We start from the raw sequence: 16672 nt of genomic DNA on the forward strand, positions 1-16672 counted from the left end.
CCCGTAAAAAGAAATATTAAATTTTAATAATATTTTGTATCATTAGGCTATGATAATTGTAATTCAATGTAAAGACCAGGTGGGGCTGGTTGCGGCTATATCGGCCATTTTGGCTAAGCACCATCTTAACATTGTAAACATGCGTGAGCATGTGGATAGTACTGAAGGACTTTTTTTTATGCGCTTGGATATTGAGGATGGCCACGACGAAGCAAAAATTGAAAAGCAATTCAGAAACCTGCTACCCGAAGGAGCATTGATCTCCATTAACCCAAATCCGGCTAAAAAGGTAATTGTAATGGTTACCAAAGAGTACCATTGCCTGTCTGATATATTGATTCGTAACTATTACAGTACGCTTGGCGCCACCGTGCAATGCGTTATAGGTAACCATACCATACTGCAGGATATTTGTAACCGGTTTGATATACCTTTCTATTTTATATCGCATCTTGAAAAAAGCAAGGATGAGTTTGAAGCGCAGGTAGCGGATGTTGTTGAGCAGTACGCGCCCGATTATATTGTACTTGCCAAATTTATGCGCATCCTGTCACCAATGTTAGTGGCAAAGTTTCCAATGCGAATAGTGAATATACACCACTCGTTTTTACCGGCATTTATAGGGGCCAATCCATACCGACAGGCATTTGAGCGTGGTGTTAAGCTGATAGGCGCCACTGCCCACTTTGTATCAAACGAGTTGGATGAAGGGCCTATTATCGCGCAGCAAATAATACCGGTAAACCATTCCTTTACGGCTGCAGATATGGTGCGGTCAGGTAAAGAGATTGAAACTTCAGTATTAGCCAAAGCACTTAAGCTGGTTTTTGAGGATAGGGTATTTGTTTATAAAAACAAGACCGTTATTTTTGAATAGCAACAAATTAACAGCTAAATGGCTGTTATATGCCGTTTAACAAGGTTTTTTAAAAGCGCTCTTTTTTTATTTTAAGCCGGTCTTTTTCTCTTTTATCTTATTTCTTGACTATTCCGCTACTTTGTTTATTATTGCGCCATAAATGTCTGACGAAGCAATAGTAAAACGGTTAAAGGTTATTGTAAAAGAACATGGCGGGCAGCTTGCCCTTGCCGGCGCAATAGGAGTTGACCAGGGTTTTATCAGTAAGGTAATCAACAAAAAACAGGACGTTAGTTACTACCTTATCCGCAAGCTGTGCTTCCAGCTAAAATACTCGCCCGAGTGGCTCATACTCGGTACCGGCGAAAAAAAGATCAACAAACCCGAATCAGCCAAGCTCATTACCGAGATACAAATGATGCGCACTGAAATGGACATCCTGCATGCCCGCATGCGCGCCTACGAAATGGAACTTAAAGAACTTAAGGAACAAGGATTAGGCGAAAAGAAAAAGGCTGGCTGATTATATAAGGTAAACAACTGTCATCGAGTAATGGCCTTTACCCGCCATGGTTCGAGTACCTCACCATGACACTTCAGTATGTTTTCAAAAGAGCCTGTCATGTCACTCGAAGCATGTGTGCGTAAAACTCAGCGTTTGTTTATTTGGTTATAAAACAGTTATATCTATTATATCCCCGCTACTTATTTATCAAAATAACCTCTACCGTATCGGCAGCGCTTTTGCATTTGTTAACAGTGGTTTCGAGCGAGTGCAGTATCTCCCGGTATTTTATCAGGTTAATAGCATCTTTATCATTCAGAAAAAGGTCGGCAACTGCATGGTAGTAGATCCGGTCGGCCTGGCGTTCAAATCCTTTAATGTCGCGGCATAATTCAAGTATCATACTTGTTTGCCGGTTTAAGCGCAGCAGGTTAACTGCCTTTTCCAAATCAAGAGCTGCATTTAATATAATAGCCGCTATTTGTTTTATGGCGGGTACAAAGTCAATAATATCGTACAGGTACATTTTTCCGCTCGCATCCTTTATATAATCGGCAACATCATCAATTGCTGCGGCAAGTGCGTGTATATCGTTACGGCTAATTGGCGGAAACATTATTTTATTAAGATACAGGTATATTTTGTGGGTCACGTCATCACCAAAGGCTTCCTTCTTATTAATGTGCTTAAATATTATTTCGCGTTCAGCTGCTGTATTTGTATTAACAGCGGTATCAAGCATTGTTGCCATTTCAACAACGTTTTTGGCAGCCTGATCAAAAAGATCGAAAAATATAGCCTTGTTCGATAAAAAATCCTGAAATAAAACCCTCATGCACTGATTATTAATGGGAAACCCAAAAATAACAGCTCAATGTTAACACCATATTAAACAAAAATTGATCAATGTTAAATCTATGTTATCAATTAAAAATTAATTAACCTTTAATTTAAAATACTTGTAATCAACAATTTAACTATTAAAAAGTGAGTAAATAACTGGTTTTTATTGATTTTTTGGCTCAATCTATATAAAGTTAACATTTAAATAATATCACCAAATATTAATCATTCCTTAACATTCACATAATGCTATGTCCGCACTTTTGAAGAAAAATTTATTTAATCCATAATTGATTATGAAAAAAATGTTTACCAGACTTTTTAGTACTGCACTCCTTACAGGTTTAATCCTTGCAGGTGTTACTGTAAAAGCACAAACAACCAGCTTAAATTCAGATGCAGCAACTACTACTACTGCTCCAGAATCTGTAACTGCTGAACAAAAAGCTGAGGCAAAAGCAGAGCAAAAAGCTAAAGCCGAAGACAAAGCCACTGTTAAAAAAGAGAATAAAGCTGCTGAAGATACTTCATGGAAACCTCAAAGAAGAATATGGGGTTACGCATTTGGTGATTTATACTATGATGCCCATGCTGATAAAGGTGGCCGTGGTGGCGAAAGTAACTATGCGGGTGTACCAACCGGCAGAAATGCTTTCCAGCTTCGTCGTGTTTATTTAGGTTATGATTACGAAATAAACAAAAGATTCAAAGCACAGTTATTATTATCAACTGAGCCAACTGCAAACACTTCACCTGCTACACTTACCAGCGTAAGCACTACTACTATTACTGGCGCAGCTGGTGTTACAGGTAAAACAACAACTACAACTACTACAACCATTCCTAACGGTGATAACCTTGCCGATAATAAAATGGCTTTCTTTATCAAAAACATTAACTTAAGATACAGAGACCTTTTTGAAGGAACGGATTTAGTTGTTGGTGAAATGAGCACCCCGGGTTTCGCGTTAAACGAGCCAGGTACAAACGCACCAACTACATTATCAGAAAACGTATGGAGCTACCGCTCAGTTGAAAGAACTATTACTGACTTTCACAAAAACAACTCATACGATTTAGGTGCTGCCTTACAAGGAACATTTGACGTTAAAACCAAAAACTTTGGTTACGTTGCAATGGTAGCAAACAACAGCACTTCAAGCTTATTATCAGCTGCAAATGCTAACACTGGTTTCTACAAAATATTTTACGGAGATCTTTGGGGTAAATTCCTTAACAAAAAATTAGTAGTTGACTTTTATGCAGATTATGCAAAAACAGGTGCTGCTACTTACGCCTTAGGCCCACAGGAGCACAATATGTTTAAAGCATTTGCTGCTTACACTACTCCAAAATTAACAGTAGGTGTTGAAGCTTACACGCAGAAAATTGCTAACGGCATCAGCGATGCAACTACTAAAATTGGCGAAAACGCTACAGTAAATGCATTATCAATTTTTGCAAGAGGCGCAATTGTTAAAGATAAGATCGGTTTCTTCGCTCGTTTTGATACTTACAATCCTGATAAAGATTATAACGGTTCAACCAGCTACACTGTTAACACTAACTACGGTTCATATACCCCGGTTGTTAAAGAGAAATTTTACACTGCTGGTTTAGATTTTACCCCTGCTAAAGGAGTTCACTTTATGCCAAACATCTGGTTAATTGATTTTAAAGATAACAGGGATGCTACAACAGCAGGTTATGTTACCGGCGATCATACCCTTGTTTACAGAGCTACTTTCTACTACGTATTTGGTAAATAATTTTAATACCCCTTTGTTATGCTGAGTGCAATAATGCAACTGCATAGCAAAGGTTTTTATATAAAAAGGATCAAACTAAAACTTACAACAAACAAAATCAAAATGAAAGTAATTAAAAGTTTAAAGTTAGCAGTTGTTGCAGCATTAGCTGCCAGCAGCGTAAGCTTATCGGCTTCAGCTCAGGACAATACTTTGTTAGGTGCGGGCAGTACATTTGTGTACCCGCTTTTTTCAAAAATATTTGCTGAGTATGGCGCTAAAACCAACGTAAAAGTTAACTACCAGTCTATCGGTTCAGGTGGTGGTATATTACAGTTAACCAACAAAACAGTTGACTTTGGTGGCTCTGATGCTCCTTTAAATGCTGAGCAAGCTAAAAAAATCGGTGTGCCGGTTTTACATATCCCAATGGCATCAGGTGCGGTTGTAATTACTTACAATGTACCGGGTGTAGCAACTTTAAAATTAACAGGAAAAGATTTAGCTGATATTTACTTAGGTAAAATAACTAAATGGAACAGTGCTGAAATTGCTGCTTCAAACAAAGGCGTTAAATTGCCTGATCTTCCTATCGTAGTTATCCACCGTTCAGACGGTAGCGGTACCTCTTTCATTTTTACTGATTACTTAACCAAAGTAAATCCTGAGTGGGCTTCAAAAATTGGTAAAGCATCAGCAGTTAACTGGCCAGCTGGTTTAGGTGGCAAAGGTAACGAAGGTGTTGCCGGTTTAGTTAAACAAACTCCCGGAGCTATTGGCTACAATGAGTTAGCTTATGCTATCCAAAACAAAATGGCTTATGCCGATGTACAAAACAAATCAGGTAAATTTATTACACCAACTTTGGCTACTACTACAGCATCAAGCAATGTTGAATTACCTGCAAATGCTGAGGTTTCATTAACCAATACTGATAACCCTAAAGGTTATCCTATTACCAGCTTTACCTGGGCTTTAATTTACAAAGAGCAAAAATACAGCGATCGTAGTGCTGGCAGAGCAAAAGAATTATTAAAACTATTATGGTTCAATATCCACGATGGTCAGAAAAATTGCGAGCCTTTAAATTATGCACCGCTTTCAAAATCTGCCTTAAAAGTTGCTGAAAAACTATTAAAATCAGCTACTTATGATGGTAAAGCGATATTGTAATTAATAACGCAAATAAATAAAAGTGCTAAGAGTCAGGATGCAAGGAAAAGGAGTTATATCTTTATTCTTGCATACTGGCTCTTAACTCTTGAATAAATAATACAAAACCCAAATTTTGTGAAGAATAAAAGATTAGACCTATCGTACACCCAAATGAAATGGGAAACCGTTTTCAGGCGTATACTGGTTATTATGAGTGCGCTGATGCTGCTTATTGTAACCGGCATTTTAATAACCTTAATTTGGCAATCCAGAGAATCCATCAAATCACTTGGTATTGGGTTTTTGTGGGGTAAAGTTTGGGATCCGGTACAAAATATTTATGGTGCTTATCCATTTTTAATAGGTACGTTGCTTACTTCGTTCATAGCACTTATTATTTCCATCCCTTTTTCGTATGCTATTTCAATATATCTTGGCGAGTATAATCCAAAAGGCTGGTTATCAAACCTGTTAAAAAACTCTATCGAACTTATTGCTGCTGTTCCCTCAATCATTTATGGTTTTTGGGGCTTATTTGTTTTAGTACCTATCATCCGCACATTTGAGGCTAAGATAGGTGTTGCCCCTTATGGTATCGGTGTTTTAACATCATCATTAGTGCTGGCTGTTATGATCATTCCTTACGCAGCATCGTTAGGTATCACGCTTATCCGAATGGTGCCATCGCCTTTAAAAGAGGGTGCTTACGCTTTGGGTGCTACCCGTTATGAGGTAATCCGCAGCGTAATTATGCCTTATACAAGCTCAGGTTTATTTGCAGGTGTGCTATTATCATTGGGCCGTGCCCTTGGCGAAACTATGGCTGTTACCATGCTTATTGGTAATACCAGCGCCGTGGCAGGTACGCTAAAGGATGCCATCTTTGGTCCGGGTAATACAATGGCCAGCGTTATAGCCAATGAGTTTACCGAGGCCGATCACAGCGTATATCTTTCGGCATTGATTGAGTTGGGTTTAGTACTGTTTTTTGTAACAGTGATCATTAACCTTATTGGTAAACGGATAATCACAAAATTCACTAATAACTAAGCCGATGGATGCACGTATAGGAATAAGAAATACCAAGAGTATGCTATTTAAAGGGTTTATTGTGTTTTTAGCATTTGTTATAACCCTGCCCCTGATAGTTGTACTGCTTTATATAATAAAACAAGGTGTATTCCAGGTAAACTGGCACTTTTTAACCAATGTACCTGCCCCGGTTGGCGAAACAGGCGGTGGTATAAGTAATGCCTTATTAGGTAGTTTCCTTATTGTGTTAATGTCATCAGTGGTGGCAATACCTGTAGGAATATTCTGCGGCATATACCTTAGCGAAAACCCTCATACTAAACTGGCTTATTACAGCGGTTTATGTGTTGATATTTTGCAGGGTGTACCTTCAATTGTTGTGGGTATAGTGGTATACTTCTGGATAGTGAAACCGCTGGGAACTTTCAGCGCAATATCTGGTAGTATAGCTTTAGCCATAATGATGCTGCCTATTGTAATACGCTCAACCGAGCAAACCCTGCGCTTATTGCCGCCATCACTTAAAGAGGCAGCCTTATCGTTAGGTGTGCCTTACCACAGGGTAATATTAAAAGTAATTGTACCATGTGGGTTTGCGGGTATCTTGTCAGGTATTATGCTTTCAATAGCCCGTATCATTGGCGAAACCGCACCGTTGCTGTTCACTGCTTTTGGTAACCCTTATTTATCAACCGCGGTAACCAAGCCAATGGAAACCCTGCCCCACTTAATTTATACTTATGCTACCAGTCCGTATGATGATTGGCATAACCTTGCCTGGGGAGCATCATTCATATTATTAATGTTTGTACTAATATTAAACATAACTACAAAGCTTATTACAAGAAAATGGAACATACAGTTGTAAGTGCCTCAAAATTTAATGCCTGGTTTGGCGATAACCACGTGGTAAAAGATGTATCCATAGGGATAGAAAAAAATCAGGTTATTGCGGTTATGGGCCCATCAGGCTGTGGTAAAACAACCTTTTTGCGTTGTATAAACCGCATGCACGAATTAATACCCGGTGCTACTGCTAAAGGATCGTTAAAGTTGTACGACGATGAGGTTTATAACATGAACCCTATATACGTAAGGTATAAGATAGGTATGGTTTTTCAAAGGCCAAACCCTTTCCCAAACCTTAGTATTTATGATAACGTTATTGCAGGTTACAAGCTTAACGGGATTAAGATACCCAAGGCTGATTTGGATGTTACAGTGGAAAAATCCCTGACATCAGCCGCTTTGTGGAATGAGGTTAAGGATTCATTACACAAAAAAGGAACCTTCCTGTCAGGCGGGCAGCAGCAGCGTTTGTGTATTGCACGTGCCATTGCCATGGAGCCGGAGGTTATTTTATTTGATGAGCCAACCTCGGCATTAGACCCAATATCAACCTCAAGTGTTGAACAGTTGTTTCACGAGCTTAAAGCTAACTATACCCTTATCATTGTAACACACAATATGCAGCAGGCTGCACGTGTTAGTGATAAAACGGCGTTCTTTTACATGGGCGAATTAGTTGAGTTTGATGATACCAAGCAAATGTTTACAGCACCGGCCGATACACGTACACAAAATTATATTACAGGCAGGTTTAGTTAATAGCCCGGGCCACCCAAAATGGCTTAACGGATAGTTTTAATAAATAATTAGTTAAAAACTTAAAAAAATTCTTCCTACGGGAAGACAGGGGGTAATATGACACCATTAGAAAACGAAATTAGCGCGCTGAAAAAAGAATTGGTTAGCATGTGGATATTGGTCCAGTCGCAACTGAACAAGGCTAAAGAAGCCATGATCCAGTATGATAAAGATCTTGCGCGCGAAGTATTGATAAAAGAAAAAAGAGTTAACTCTTTTGAATTAAAGATTGACAGGGATTGCGAAAACATCTTCGCACTTTATTGCCCTGTGGCTATCGACTTAAGATTTTTATTAGCCGCACTTAAAATAAATACCAATTTAGAGCGTATAGGTGATATAGCTGCCGGTATTGCTAAGTATGTGGTTGATTCGTCTGTAAACTTTGAAGTATCGGCATTAGAGAGTACCTCGTTATTGCGGATGTATGAAGAAGCTATCAATATATTGATAGATACCCGTACCGCTTTTGAAAAAGAAGATACCTCATTAGCCCGCAGCATATTTAAACGCGATGATGTATTAGATGCTATTAATGAAGGTGCACCGGCAACCGTTGCTGAACTTATTAAAGGCGATACGAACGGAATACCTGAGGCGCTGTACATTTTATCAATAATCCGTAAGTTGGAGCGTGTGGGTGATCAGGCAAAAAATATTGCCGAAGAGATCATTTTTTACGTAGAGGCCAAAATTTTAAAACACCTTGAGAGCGGTAACAGAAAGCTTGAAGGCGAAGAATAAGGTTAACAGTTATAAACTGCCATTGTAATTACAAATGGTAGATATAAAGATTTTTAAGAGAATCAAATTAGGTTTAATTGATTGATTAAATGAGGAACAAGGCGGATGTAATATCCGCCTTTGTTGTTTAAGCTTTAATCAACCTTATCAGAAATTTCTCTGATAACTCCGTCTAACTCTTTCGCGCTTGAGATCATCATCTCTATAACGTGCCTGTTATTGATTGTTAACTCCATTGATTCAAGCACATTTGTTAACCCCATAATATTAGCCAGCGGTTTGCGGATAACATGTGATTGTATAAAGCCGATTTCACTCAGCTGATCGTTTTTTACTGCTATTTCTGATTTTGCATTGTCCAAACGGCTACGCGTATCCACGTATTCGGTAATATTATATCCAATACAAAAAATACCTTCCGGTTGTCCTTCTGAATCGAAATAAGCTTTCATTTCCCATTGTGTAATTACAAATCCACCCTTTCCGTCGTGCTTACGCAGCGTAGCCGGCAAAAGTGTTCCTGGTTGCTCAAAACATTTCATACCTACTTCTGCACAAATAGCAATATCATCTGGATGCAGTGTTATTGAAAAATCTTTCCCTAATAAAGATCCGTTAGACTGGTCAAAGTTCTTATTATAATTATTGCTGACATAAGCATATTTACTATCCATACCAATAGCGATGGTATAAAAAAATGAAGAATTAACTAAAAAATCATTGATTTGCTGATGGCGATCCATAAAGCACTAATAGAATTAAATTATATAAACGTTACCCAAAAATTATGAAAATAAACTTTAAACCTGATATAAACGTGCTACAGCTAAAACTTAAAGATAATATTTCTTGATAATTCATTAAATTATTTATTAAAATTATTGCTTCGTTCTATATTAAGGTATATAATATAGGTTAAATTATAGAAATTAATTGGTGGAAATTAACCCGGATTTCGGTAAAATAATAGATAAGTTAATCTGATAATTAAATTATTTTAATGCACTGTAGCGAAAGCTTTTAGTAATGCGTAATGTTAGTATACCCAGCTTGTAAATCATGAAAACCACCATCAAATTACTATTTATTATCGGCCTTATGCTTGCCTTAAACGCGTGTAAAAAGGAGAACACCACTATTGCTGCTATTACCGGGAAATGGAACCTTGTAAGTGATTCAACATACGCAGGGGTAGGTTATAATAACCACCCGGTGAATTATATCGGACAGCCCGGCGATTACTTTAACTTTACTGCCGACGGGCTTGTTTACACTAAGGAGGGCAGCGTTTTGGATACGTTAACTTATAGTATTCAAGCAAATAATCAGCTAAACATAAGCGGCTTTGGCATCATATTAAACGGTGTGCCCGAATTAAGCCAGATCAGCAATTTTACTGCTCATACTTTAAAAATAACTGCGCCACGTGGCATTACTCCTGGTGGCCAGTTTGGCCGCGTGGTAAGTTTAACCCGGTAGGTTATTGATAAATGTTTCGGCGTAAATTTTAATCATATCACGTACATTTCTAAACGCATCAATAATTTGATCATCCGTACCGATGGCTTTTGCCGGGTCTGGAAAATTTTGATGCAAACGGTTAACATTTCCCGGAAAATACGGACAAGCTTCATTCGCATTATCGCAAACTGTAATTACATAATCAAAACTGATCGGGTCATAGTCACTTACTAAATTTGATGTATGCGCGCTAATATCAATACCATCTTCGGCCATTACCTGTACCGCTTTGGGGTTTAAGCCATGCGCCTGTATGCCCGCGCTGTATATAGTTGCTTTATCGCCTGCATAATGCCTTAAATAACCCTCGGCTATCTGGCTGCGGCAGCTGTTTCCGGTACAAAGTACAAGTATGTTCATTTATATAGTATTTGCTGTTGAATAATATTTATTACGGAGCCAAAAGGCCAGGTTAACTAATGCAATTAAAGCAGGTACCTCAATCAGCGGCCCCATAACCCCGGCAAAGGCTTCGCCGCTGTTAATACCAAAAACACCAATTGATACGGCTATAGCCAATTCAAAATTATTGCCTGTAGCGGTAAAAGCAATAGAAGCACTTCTTGAATAATCAGCCCCGAATGATTTACCGATAAAAAAGCTGAGTAAAAACATGATAATAAAGTAAATTACCAGCGGTATGGCGATGCGAACGGCATCCATAGGGATGCGCACAATAAGGCTTCCCTTTAAACTAAACATTACTACTATGGTAAAAAGTAATGCAATAAGCGTAACAGGCGAAATAAACGGAACATATTTATTTTGAAACCATTCTGCACCTTTAATTTTTATGAGTGCATAACGGCTGATTACACCGGCAGCAAACGGGATCCCCAAGTATATCCCTACGCTTTTTGCAATTGCGCTAATGGTGATATTTATTGCCAGGCCTTTTAAGCCAAATAAAGGGGGCAGCACTGTAATAAAAAGATAAGCATAAACGCTGTAAAGTAACACTTGGAAAATGCTGTTCAAGGCTATGAGGCCGGCGGCATATTCACGGTTACCTTCGGCCAGTTCGTTCCATACTACAACCATCGCTATGCAGCGGGCAAGGCCTATCAATATTAAACCAACCATATACGCCGGGTGATCGCGCAATAGCGTAATAGCTAAAACAAACATTAGTATGGGGCCAACTATCCAGTTAAGTATTAAGGATGCGCTTAATACTTTGGTATCTTTAAAAACTTCGCCCATGTTTTCGTACTTAACTTTGGTAAGCGGTGGGTACATCATTAAAATTAAGCCAATTGCCAACGGCGTGTTAGTTGTGCCGCTTGAATAGGAGTTAATAAATGCTGCAGACGATGGTATGAAATAACCAATACCTATCCCAATAGCCATAGCTATAAAGATCCAAAGGGTTAAATAACTATCTAAAAAGTTTAGTTTTTTTCTTTCGGCCGCGGGGGCGCAGTTGTTGGCACTCATTTATTTTATTTAAGAATATTTTTATACATAACAATAGCCGATTGCGGACATGCATAGCTAAACTCCGATGATTGTTGCAGCTCAATTGGTACATTATTTCTGCTTATGGTTTTAAATCCTTTTAAGCGAAAATAATTCTCTGCCGTTTCTGTAAATAGATATATAGTTTTAATGCATTTTTGATGTGCAATATTTTCAATTGCTGAAAGCAAGTGTGCAGCGGCACCATTACCACGAGATTTTTCATCAACCACCAATGATCGGAGCAAACCATATTGGTTATATATCTCAAGGCCGGCTGCGCCAATCAGTTTTTCAGCTTGTTTAATTATAATAAAGTGCTCGAGCCCGGCAGGTAGATCGGCAAAGGGCAACTTATTTTGCTTTAATAAATTAACAATGCTTTCTTTATGCTGATGCGCTTGCTCTGTTTTAAAAACTATCATCATTATTTTGTTATCGTAATATTACGATAGTTTAGTTTAAATTTTTTTAACAGCAATTAGGCTTCATATCGGCTTGGCTAAGAAACCCGTTCAGTTGTGATTTGAGTAAGGCCCATGCTTTAGGTTCAATGCAATAGCAAACGCTTGTTCCTTCAATGGAGCCCTGTATTAAACCAGCCGTCTTTAATTCTTTAAGGTGTTGCGAAATGGTGGCTTGCGCTAATCCAAGCTCATCAGAAAGATCACCGCAAATACAGGCATTAGCTGTCATTATTTGCTGTAAAATGGCAATACGTGCCGGGTGTGCCAGTGCTTTAAGCATATTAGCAAGCCTGTTTTGCTCGTCGGTAAATATTTCTGTTTTAGTTAAACCCATATCCATCGCAATATTACGATGGATAAGTGATATTGCAAAACAAAATCTTATAAAAAATAAAAATGTAGCTTATCCGCAGCAGGAATTACCCATTTGCATTGGAGGACATTTTACGTTACCATAACTACAAAATACACAGCAATGGCCGGCCAGGGGTTTTAAACAGGCGTTGCAGGCTTCACAAATATAAAAGTACAGGCAAGCATCTAACGGCATGGTTTCCTCTTTGCTATGGCTGCAAACAGGGCAGGTAAGGGTTGATTGTAATTGTATTGCTACAGCCATATCAATTTTCTTTTTTATTTTTCTGAAATAGTTGGGCTTTGTTTAATGTGCCAGTTATTTTTTAAGCTATCAATGATAAACTTAGCCACCATTTGCCGGCTAATAAATAAGCCCGGTTTGGGTATGTTATCAAAGCTTACCGTAACTTCTTTTTTGTTCTTTGAATTAGTGAGTATAGATGGTCGCACACAAGTCCAGTTCAATGCTGAGTTTTTTAATAATTGTTCCTGCTTTTCGTGTTCCTGATAACCGTACTTAATATTGCTGTGATCTATCATCCACTTAAACCAAAACGGAAGCTGCGCTTTAGTTTCGGCCACGCCCCAGGCTGATACGGTAATCAGGCGGTTAATATTTTGCTGGTTTGCTATCGCTATAATAACCTTTAAGCTTGCCGAAATGAAATTTTTTGAAGTCCGGAGTTTGGCCCAGGGAAAATCAGATGTACGGGAAATATTAAGAGCGCTTATTATAGCATCACAACCTTGCATGGCCACAGTAACATCACTAATATTAGTTGTTAAGCCTTCGTAAACAGTTACCTCAAGAGCATTGATATGGAAGTTGTTTTTATTGCGAACTAAAACATTTATTTGGTACCCCTGATTAATGGCTTCATTAACTACCAGTTTTCCGGTACGCCCGGTTGCGCCTAAAATAAGTATCCGCATATACTTTTAAGTAACAGTGTTTTAAGGTTATGATTAGCAGGGGAATGTTAAATATAAAACTTTCGTAGCGAATTAATGCCTTAACAGGATTTAAATATTATCCACTATAGTATTCTGATTTAAAGTAGTTTATGTTTTTTGTTTGCTTATGTATACCAATCAATTTGCTTAAATAGCGTTAAAATAAGTTGATTTGTTTGTTAAGATCATCTTATTGTGAAAAGCTAAAAGGTTCTGTATGTGATAAAAACGATATGAAAAAAAGCGGCCCTGTTTTAACAGGGCCGCTTTTTTTATAAGTATGTGTTTGTATTATTGTTGTTGTCTTTGCAAAACAGAACCAAACTTGCTTTCGTAATCTTTTAACTGGTCGCTAAGCTTTTTGCTTAGGGCCGTACGGTGACTTTCGTTAGTGATACTTAACATTCCGTTGATGAATGATACTCCATATTGGATGTCGCGGTAGCTTAACTCGCCCGATTTGCCTTGCAGTATGCTATAGTTATAATCAAGCTGATCAACAATATAATTATCTACACTTGATAATAGTTTATCGCCAAGGGTAGGGTCATTGAGGGTATAAGCGGTTTGTCCCATAAAAATTTTACGGTCGGCAACTTCAAGGCCCGGGTTAATATCAGGCATTACCTCATCATATTTATGCAATGCTTTTAAAGCCAGGTCAGGATGTCCATCTTTTATTAGCCCTTGTGTTAAATCAAGGAAGGTAGTTATCATAACCGGGTAAAACATAGTGGTTGATTCATGATCCAAATACTTGGCGGTTTTAAAGTTGCCGTATTTAAATTTATTCATCATGTTGTTATACATTACCAGGCTATTGGTTTTACCTAACTGATCGTGTGTGCTGGTATCCGGTTTAAACGGAATTAAATGATAAGCAAAACCTTCTTTATAAAGGTATGGCTGTAAACCTATCAGGTTTTCGTTACCTATGGTGGTGGTAAAGCAAATAGGCCTTTTCCAGTTATTGTGTGCCAATATATCCAGCATGGCAAGGTTCTCTTTGGTAATATAGTTCGATGTATATTTCCATTCCATAACCGTAGCCAGTTTATCTTTTTGTTCAGGCGTAATTACGTGGTTCTTTAAAACATCATCAGCGTTAATGGTGATCTTAAAGTTTTTGGTTGGCAGGTAGTTTCCTGATTCGCCGCTTTGGTATTGTACCTGTGTTGATTTATCGTCAGACGATATAAAATCAAAAACGTCTTTTACTTCAACAGATCCCGGAATCTTTTTGTCATCAAAATAAATAACATCACGTACACCTTCCTTGTATTTATCATAAGGCATGGTGATAGGTAGTGGCTCTGATGCATTCATCTTACCCTGCATCTGGCGTATGTACCAATCGCCAGTAAACAAGCTCAGGTTCACTATGCGTACATCAGGGCGGATGCCTTCAACTTCCTGGTCGTACCATAAAGAGTAGGTGTCATTATCACCATAAGTAAATAAGATAGCATTTGGCGGGCACGAAATCAGGTAATTATACGCCATATCATGCGGCGTCATTTTAGTTGAGCGGTCATGTGATTTCCATTCCTTACTCGCCATTAATACCGGTGCTAAAAACAGGCAGATAACAGTAGCCAAAATTCCGGCAGTTTTAGCGTTCAGCTTAAAGCGGATCAGTTCTGCAATGGCTATAACCCCTAAACCTATCCAAATAGCAAAGGCATAAAAGGAGCCTACATACGAGTAATCACGTTCGCGCGGCTGTATGCTTGGTTGGTTAACGTAAAATACGATGGCCAAACCTGTAAAAAAGAATAACAGTAAAACTACCAGCGCATCGCGTTTTTTACGCTGAAAATGGTAGATAGCACCCAACAAGCCGATAATAAATGGCAAGGCATAAAGCGGGGTATAAGCATAGCCTAATTGTAAGCCCTGGCCGGGTATTGGTGTACCACCGCCAACTACTGATTTTGGCAGATGTTTGCCACCATCAAGTATTCCGCTGGTCCAGTTACCGTCAAGCGCTGCAGTGCTCTGCTGCCCATCGGCATCGTTATAGCGGCCAACGTAGTTCCATAAAAAGTAACGCACGTACATCTGGTAAATCTGCCAGCTAAACATCCATTTCATATTGTCGGTAAAGGTTGGCGCCTGCCCATCCGGAATTTGAAGCCACTGATGGTAAAATTGAGGATCCTGCCCTTCGCTGCTATACATACGTGGCAAAAAGGTAGTATGGTCATACACGTAATTGGTTTTTTTACCTGCATTTTCATAGCTGGTTTTACCTTTACGGTATAGGGTGTTGCCTTCGGTTTGGTCAATAACCTTAGCATCAAAATACTGCCCGAACAACAGCGGGTTTTCGCCATACTGAATACGGTTTAAGTAACCGTACAGGGTAAAGGCATTATCAGGGTGTGAGTTATTTAAATCGGGGTTTGCAGTAGCCCTGATGGGGATATAAGCAAATGAGCTGTAACCAAAATAAACAAAGGCTATACATAACAGCGCAAGGTTTAACAAAGGTTTTTTGTATTTAATACTGTAATAAATACCGCCTACAATGGCTGCAACAATTAAAAAGAAAAATACAAATGCACCGCTCCAAAAGCCGGTACCTAATGAGTTTACAAAAAACAGATCAAAGTAAGCAGCTATTTGTATAGTGTAACCCCTTATACCATATTGTACTAAAACCAATATCAGCACACCAATAAAAAAGGTACCTACTGCACCCGTAACATTGATGTTTTTACTGCGGCGGAAATAGTAAACCATTGCAATTGCAGGTATAGTTAGCAAGTTTAGCAGGTGGATACCTATTGAAAGCCCTATGATATAGGCGATAAAAATTATCCATTTATCGGCACCGGCTTCATCAGCATGGGCATCCCATTTAAGTATGGCCCAAAATACAATAGCTGTACATAGTGATGATAGCGCAAACACAATAGTTTCAACAGCTGAAAACCAAAAGGTATCAGTAAAAGTAAATGCAAGCGCACCTACTAAACCTGCACCCATTATCAGTATGGTTTTTGAGTCGTCCTGTGCTTCGCCGGGTTTATTGGCAAGCATTTTTTTGGCGATGGCCGTAATGGTCCAAAACAAGAACATAATGGTTGCACCGCTGGCAATTGCCGACCCCATATTGGTGAAGTACGGAACCTTTGTATTATCACCTAACGATAATAACGAGAACATTTTACCCAGCATGGCAAACAGCGGATAGCCCGGCTGGTGTGCTACTTGTAAGCGGTAGGCACAGGAGATAAACTCGCCGCAATCCCAAAAGCTTACTGATGGCTCTAACGTTAAAATATAGGTAACAGATGCTATGGCAAAACAAAGCCAGCCTAAAAGATTATTTATTTTTTTGTATTGCATGGACTACAAATAATGGTTTATCGCAGGG

General features: G+C 38.7%; 18 protein-coding genes. 9 read left to right on the top strand and 9 right to left on the bottom strand.

The genetic code is table 11. The annotated features are described in order from the left end of the window. The first annotated feature begins 49 nt into the window (after nt 1-49). Together purU and ACQY4U_RS14405 are read left to right on the top strand one after the other, a co-directional pair. The gene (purU, locus tag ACQY4U_RS14400; protein ID WP_428330138.1) at nt 50-877 is read left to right on the top strand and encodes a formyltetrahydrofolate deformylase; all 828 of its coding nucleotides are present in this window, start codon (nt 50-52) and stop codon (nt 875-877) included. Between the two features lie 142 nt (nt 878-1019). Further along, a complete protein-coding gene (locus ACQY4U_RS14405; protein WP_428330139.1) occupies nt 1020-1382 on the top strand; it encodes a hypothetical protein in 363 nt (120 codons plus the stop codon). A gap of 178 nt (nt 1383-1560) precedes the next feature. Here the strand turns inward: ACQY4U_RS14405 and ACQY4U_RS14410 are convergent, their stop codons facing one another. Next, entirely contained in the window at nt 1561-2199 is a 639-nt protein-coding gene (locus tag ACQY4U_RS14410) for a DUF47 domain-containing protein (protein WP_428330140.1), read from the bottom strand. Nucleotides 2200-2503: 304 nt separating this feature from the next. Between ACQY4U_RS14410 and ACQY4U_RS14415 the strand changes: the two genes are divergently transcribed. From ACQY4U_RS14415 to phoU, 6 genes are all read left to right on the top strand, one after another. Further along, nucleotides 2504-3976 carry a hypothetical protein gene (locus ACQY4U_RS14415; protein ID WP_428330141.1) on the top strand — a complete coding sequence of 491 codons (1473 nt, stop codon included), beginning with the start codon at nt 2504-2506 and terminating at the stop codon, nt 3974-3976. Between the two features lie 102 nt (nt 3977-4078). Next, nucleotides 4079-5128 (top strand): phosphate ABC transporter substrate-binding protein PstS, encoded by a 1050-nt coding sequence (gene pstS / locus ACQY4U_RS14420; RefSeq protein WP_428330142.1) that lies wholly within the window; start codon nt 4079-4081, stop codon nt 5126-5128. A gap of 117 nt (nt 5129-5245) precedes the next feature. Beyond that, complete coding sequence (gene pstC, locus ACQY4U_RS14425; protein WP_428330143.1) at nt 5246-6160, top strand: phosphate ABC transporter permease subunit PstC; 915 nt, start codon at nt 5246-5248, stop codon at nt 6158-6160. A gap of 4 nt (nt 6161-6164) precedes the next feature. Continuing rightward, nucleotides 6165-7010: a phosphate ABC transporter permease PstA gene (gene pstA / locus ACQY4U_RS14430; RefSeq protein WP_428330144.1), complete on the top strand. Its 846-nt coding sequence runs from the start codon at nt 6165-6167 to the stop codon at nt 7008-7010. Continuing rightward, nucleotides 6992-7750, top strand: coding sequence for a phosphate ABC transporter ATP-binding protein PstB (pstB, locus tag ACQY4U_RS14435; RefSeq protein WP_428330145.1), 759 nt, complete (start codon nt 6992-6994; stop codon nt 7748-7750). Before pstA ends, pstB begins: the two co-directional genes overlap by 19 nt. Nucleotides 7751-7846: 96 nt before the next feature. After that, nucleotides 7847-8533 carry a phosphate signaling complex protein PhoU gene (phoU, locus tag ACQY4U_RS14440; RefSeq protein WP_428330146.1) on the top strand — a complete coding sequence of 229 codons (687 nt, stop codon included), beginning with the start codon at nt 7847-7849 and terminating at the stop codon, nt 8531-8533. Between the two features lie 134 nt (nt 8534-8667). Here the strand turns inward: phoU and ACQY4U_RS14445 are convergent, their stop codons facing one another. Next, on the bottom strand, nt 8668-9276 hold the full coding sequence (locus ACQY4U_RS14445; RefSeq protein WP_428330147.1) for a hypothetical protein: 609 nt from the start codon (nt 9274-9276) through the stop codon (nt 8668-8670). Nucleotides 9277-9592: 316 nt separating this feature from the next. Here ACQY4U_RS14445 and ACQY4U_RS14450 point away from each other — a divergent pair, with 316 nt between their 5' ends. After that, the gene (locus ACQY4U_RS14450; RefSeq protein WP_428330148.1) at nt 9593-10012 is read left to right on the top strand and encodes a hypothetical protein; all 420 of its coding nucleotides are present in this window, start codon (nt 9593-9595) and stop codon (nt 10010-10012) included. Here ACQY4U_RS14450 and ACQY4U_RS14455 read toward each other — a convergent pair. The 7 genes from ACQY4U_RS14455 to ACQY4U_RS14485 form a co-directional block, all read right to left on the bottom strand. Then, nucleotides 10001-10414: an arsenate reductase ArsC gene (locus tag ACQY4U_RS14455; protein WP_428330149.1), complete on the bottom strand. Its 414-nt coding sequence runs from the start codon at nt 10412-10414 to the stop codon at nt 10001-10003. The genes ACQY4U_RS14450 and ACQY4U_RS14455 overlap by 12 nt on opposite strands. Beyond that, nucleotides 10415-11491, bottom strand: a complete 1077-nt coding sequence (gene arsB, locus ACQY4U_RS14460; protein ID WP_428330150.1) for an ACR3 family arsenite efflux transporter — start codon at nt 11489-11491, stop codon at nt 10415-10417. It lies immediately after the preceding gene. 5 nt (nt 11492-11496) lie between these two features. Then, nucleotides 11497-11940, bottom strand: a complete 444-nt coding sequence (arsN2, locus tag ACQY4U_RS14465; protein ID WP_428330151.1) for an arsenic resistance N-acetyltransferase ArsN2 — start codon at nt 11938-11940, stop codon at nt 11497-11499. Nucleotides 11941-11983: 43 nt separating this feature from the next. Then, nucleotides 11984-12313, bottom strand: coding sequence for an ArsR/SmtB family transcription factor (locus tag ACQY4U_RS14470; protein ID WP_428331752.1), 330 nt, complete (start codon nt 12311-12313; stop codon nt 11984-11986). A gap of 69 nt (nt 12314-12382) precedes the next feature. Next, nucleotides 12383-12598: a GDCCVxC domain-containing (seleno)protein gene (locus ACQY4U_RS14475; protein WP_428330152.1), complete on the bottom strand. Its 216-nt coding sequence runs from the start codon at nt 12596-12598 to the stop codon at nt 12383-12385. A 14-nt stretch (nt 12599-12612) separates the two neighbouring features. Next, nucleotides 12613-13269: an NAD(P)-dependent oxidoreductase gene (locus ACQY4U_RS14480; protein ID WP_428330153.1), complete on the bottom strand. Its 657-nt coding sequence runs from the start codon at nt 13267-13269 to the stop codon at nt 12613-12615. Nucleotides 13270-13581: 312 nt separating this feature from the next. Then, entirely contained in the window at nt 13582-16644 is a 3063-nt protein-coding gene (locus ACQY4U_RS14485) for a protein O-mannosyl-transferase family (RefSeq protein WP_428330154.1), read from the bottom strand. Nucleotides 16645-16672: the final 28 nt, after the last annotated feature.

The sequence above is a fragment of the Mucilaginibacter sp. genome, assembly GCF_965277465.1.
Lineage (GTDB): Bacteria > Bacteroidota > Bacteroidia > Sphingobacteriales > Sphingobacteriaceae > Mucilaginibacter.

Excerpts from the sequence above, each read along its gene's own strand:
- purU (WP_428330138.1), top strand. The coding sequence starts at position 50 with ATGATAATTGTAATTCAATGTAAAGACCAGGTGGGGCTGGTTGCGGCT.
- ACQY4U_RS14405 (WP_428330139.1), top strand. The coding sequence starts at position 1,020 with ATGTCTGACGAAGCAATAGTAAAACGGTTAAAGGTTATTGTAAAAGAA.
- ACQY4U_RS14410 (WP_428330140.1), bottom strand. The coding sequence starts at position 2,199 with ATGAGGGTTTTATTTCAGGATTTTTTATCGAACAAGGCTATATTTTTC.
- ACQY4U_RS14415 (WP_428330141.1), top strand. The coding sequence starts at position 2,504 with ATGAAAAAAATGTTTACCAGACTTTTTAGTACTGCACTCCTTACAGGT.
- pstS (WP_428330142.1), top strand. The coding sequence starts at position 4,079 with ATGAAAGTAATTAAAAGTTTAAAGTTAGCAGTTGTTGCAGCATTAGCT.
- pstA (WP_428330144.1), top strand. The coding sequence starts at position 6,165 with ATGGATGCACGTATAGGAATAAGAAATACCAAGAGTATGCTATTTAAA.
- pstB (WP_428330145.1), top strand. The coding sequence starts at position 6,992 with ATGGAACATACAGTTGTAAGTGCCTCAAAATTTAATGCCTGGTTTGGC.
- phoU (WP_428330146.1), top strand. The coding sequence starts at position 7,847 with ATGACACCATTAGAAAACGAAATTAGCGCGCTGAAAAAAGAATTGGTT.
- ACQY4U_RS14445 (WP_428330147.1), bottom strand. The coding sequence starts at position 9,276 with ATGGATCGCCATCAGCAAATCAATGATTTTTTAGTTAATTCTTCATTT.
- ACQY4U_RS14450 (WP_428330148.1), top strand. The coding sequence starts at position 9,593 with ATGAAAACCACCATCAAATTACTATTTATTATCGGCCTTATGCTTGCC.
- ACQY4U_RS14455 (WP_428330149.1), bottom strand. The coding sequence starts at position 10,414 with ATGAACATACTTGTACTTTGTACCGGAAACAGCTGCCGCAGCCAGATA.
- arsB (WP_428330150.1), bottom strand. The coding sequence starts at position 11,491 with ATGAGTGCCAACAACTGCGCCCCCGCGGCCGAAAGAAAAAAACTAAAC.
- arsN2 (WP_428330151.1), bottom strand. The coding sequence starts at position 11,940 with ATGATGATAGTTTTTAAAACAGAGCAAGCGCATCAGCATAAAGAAAGC.
- ACQY4U_RS14470 (WP_428331752.1), bottom strand. The coding sequence starts at position 12,313 with ATGGGTTTAACTAAAACAGAAATATTTACCGACGAGCAAAACAGGCTT.
- ACQY4U_RS14475 (WP_428330152.1), bottom strand. The coding sequence starts at position 12,598 with ATGGCTGTAGCAATACAATTACAATCAACCCTTACCTGCCCTGTTTGC.
- ACQY4U_RS14480 (WP_428330153.1), bottom strand. The coding sequence starts at position 13,269 with ATGCGGATACTTATTTTAGGCGCAACCGGGCGTACCGGAAAACTGGTA.
- ACQY4U_RS14485 (WP_428330154.1), bottom strand. The coding sequence starts at position 16,644 with ATGCAATACAAAAAAATAAATAATCTTTTAGGCTGGCTTTGTTTTGCC.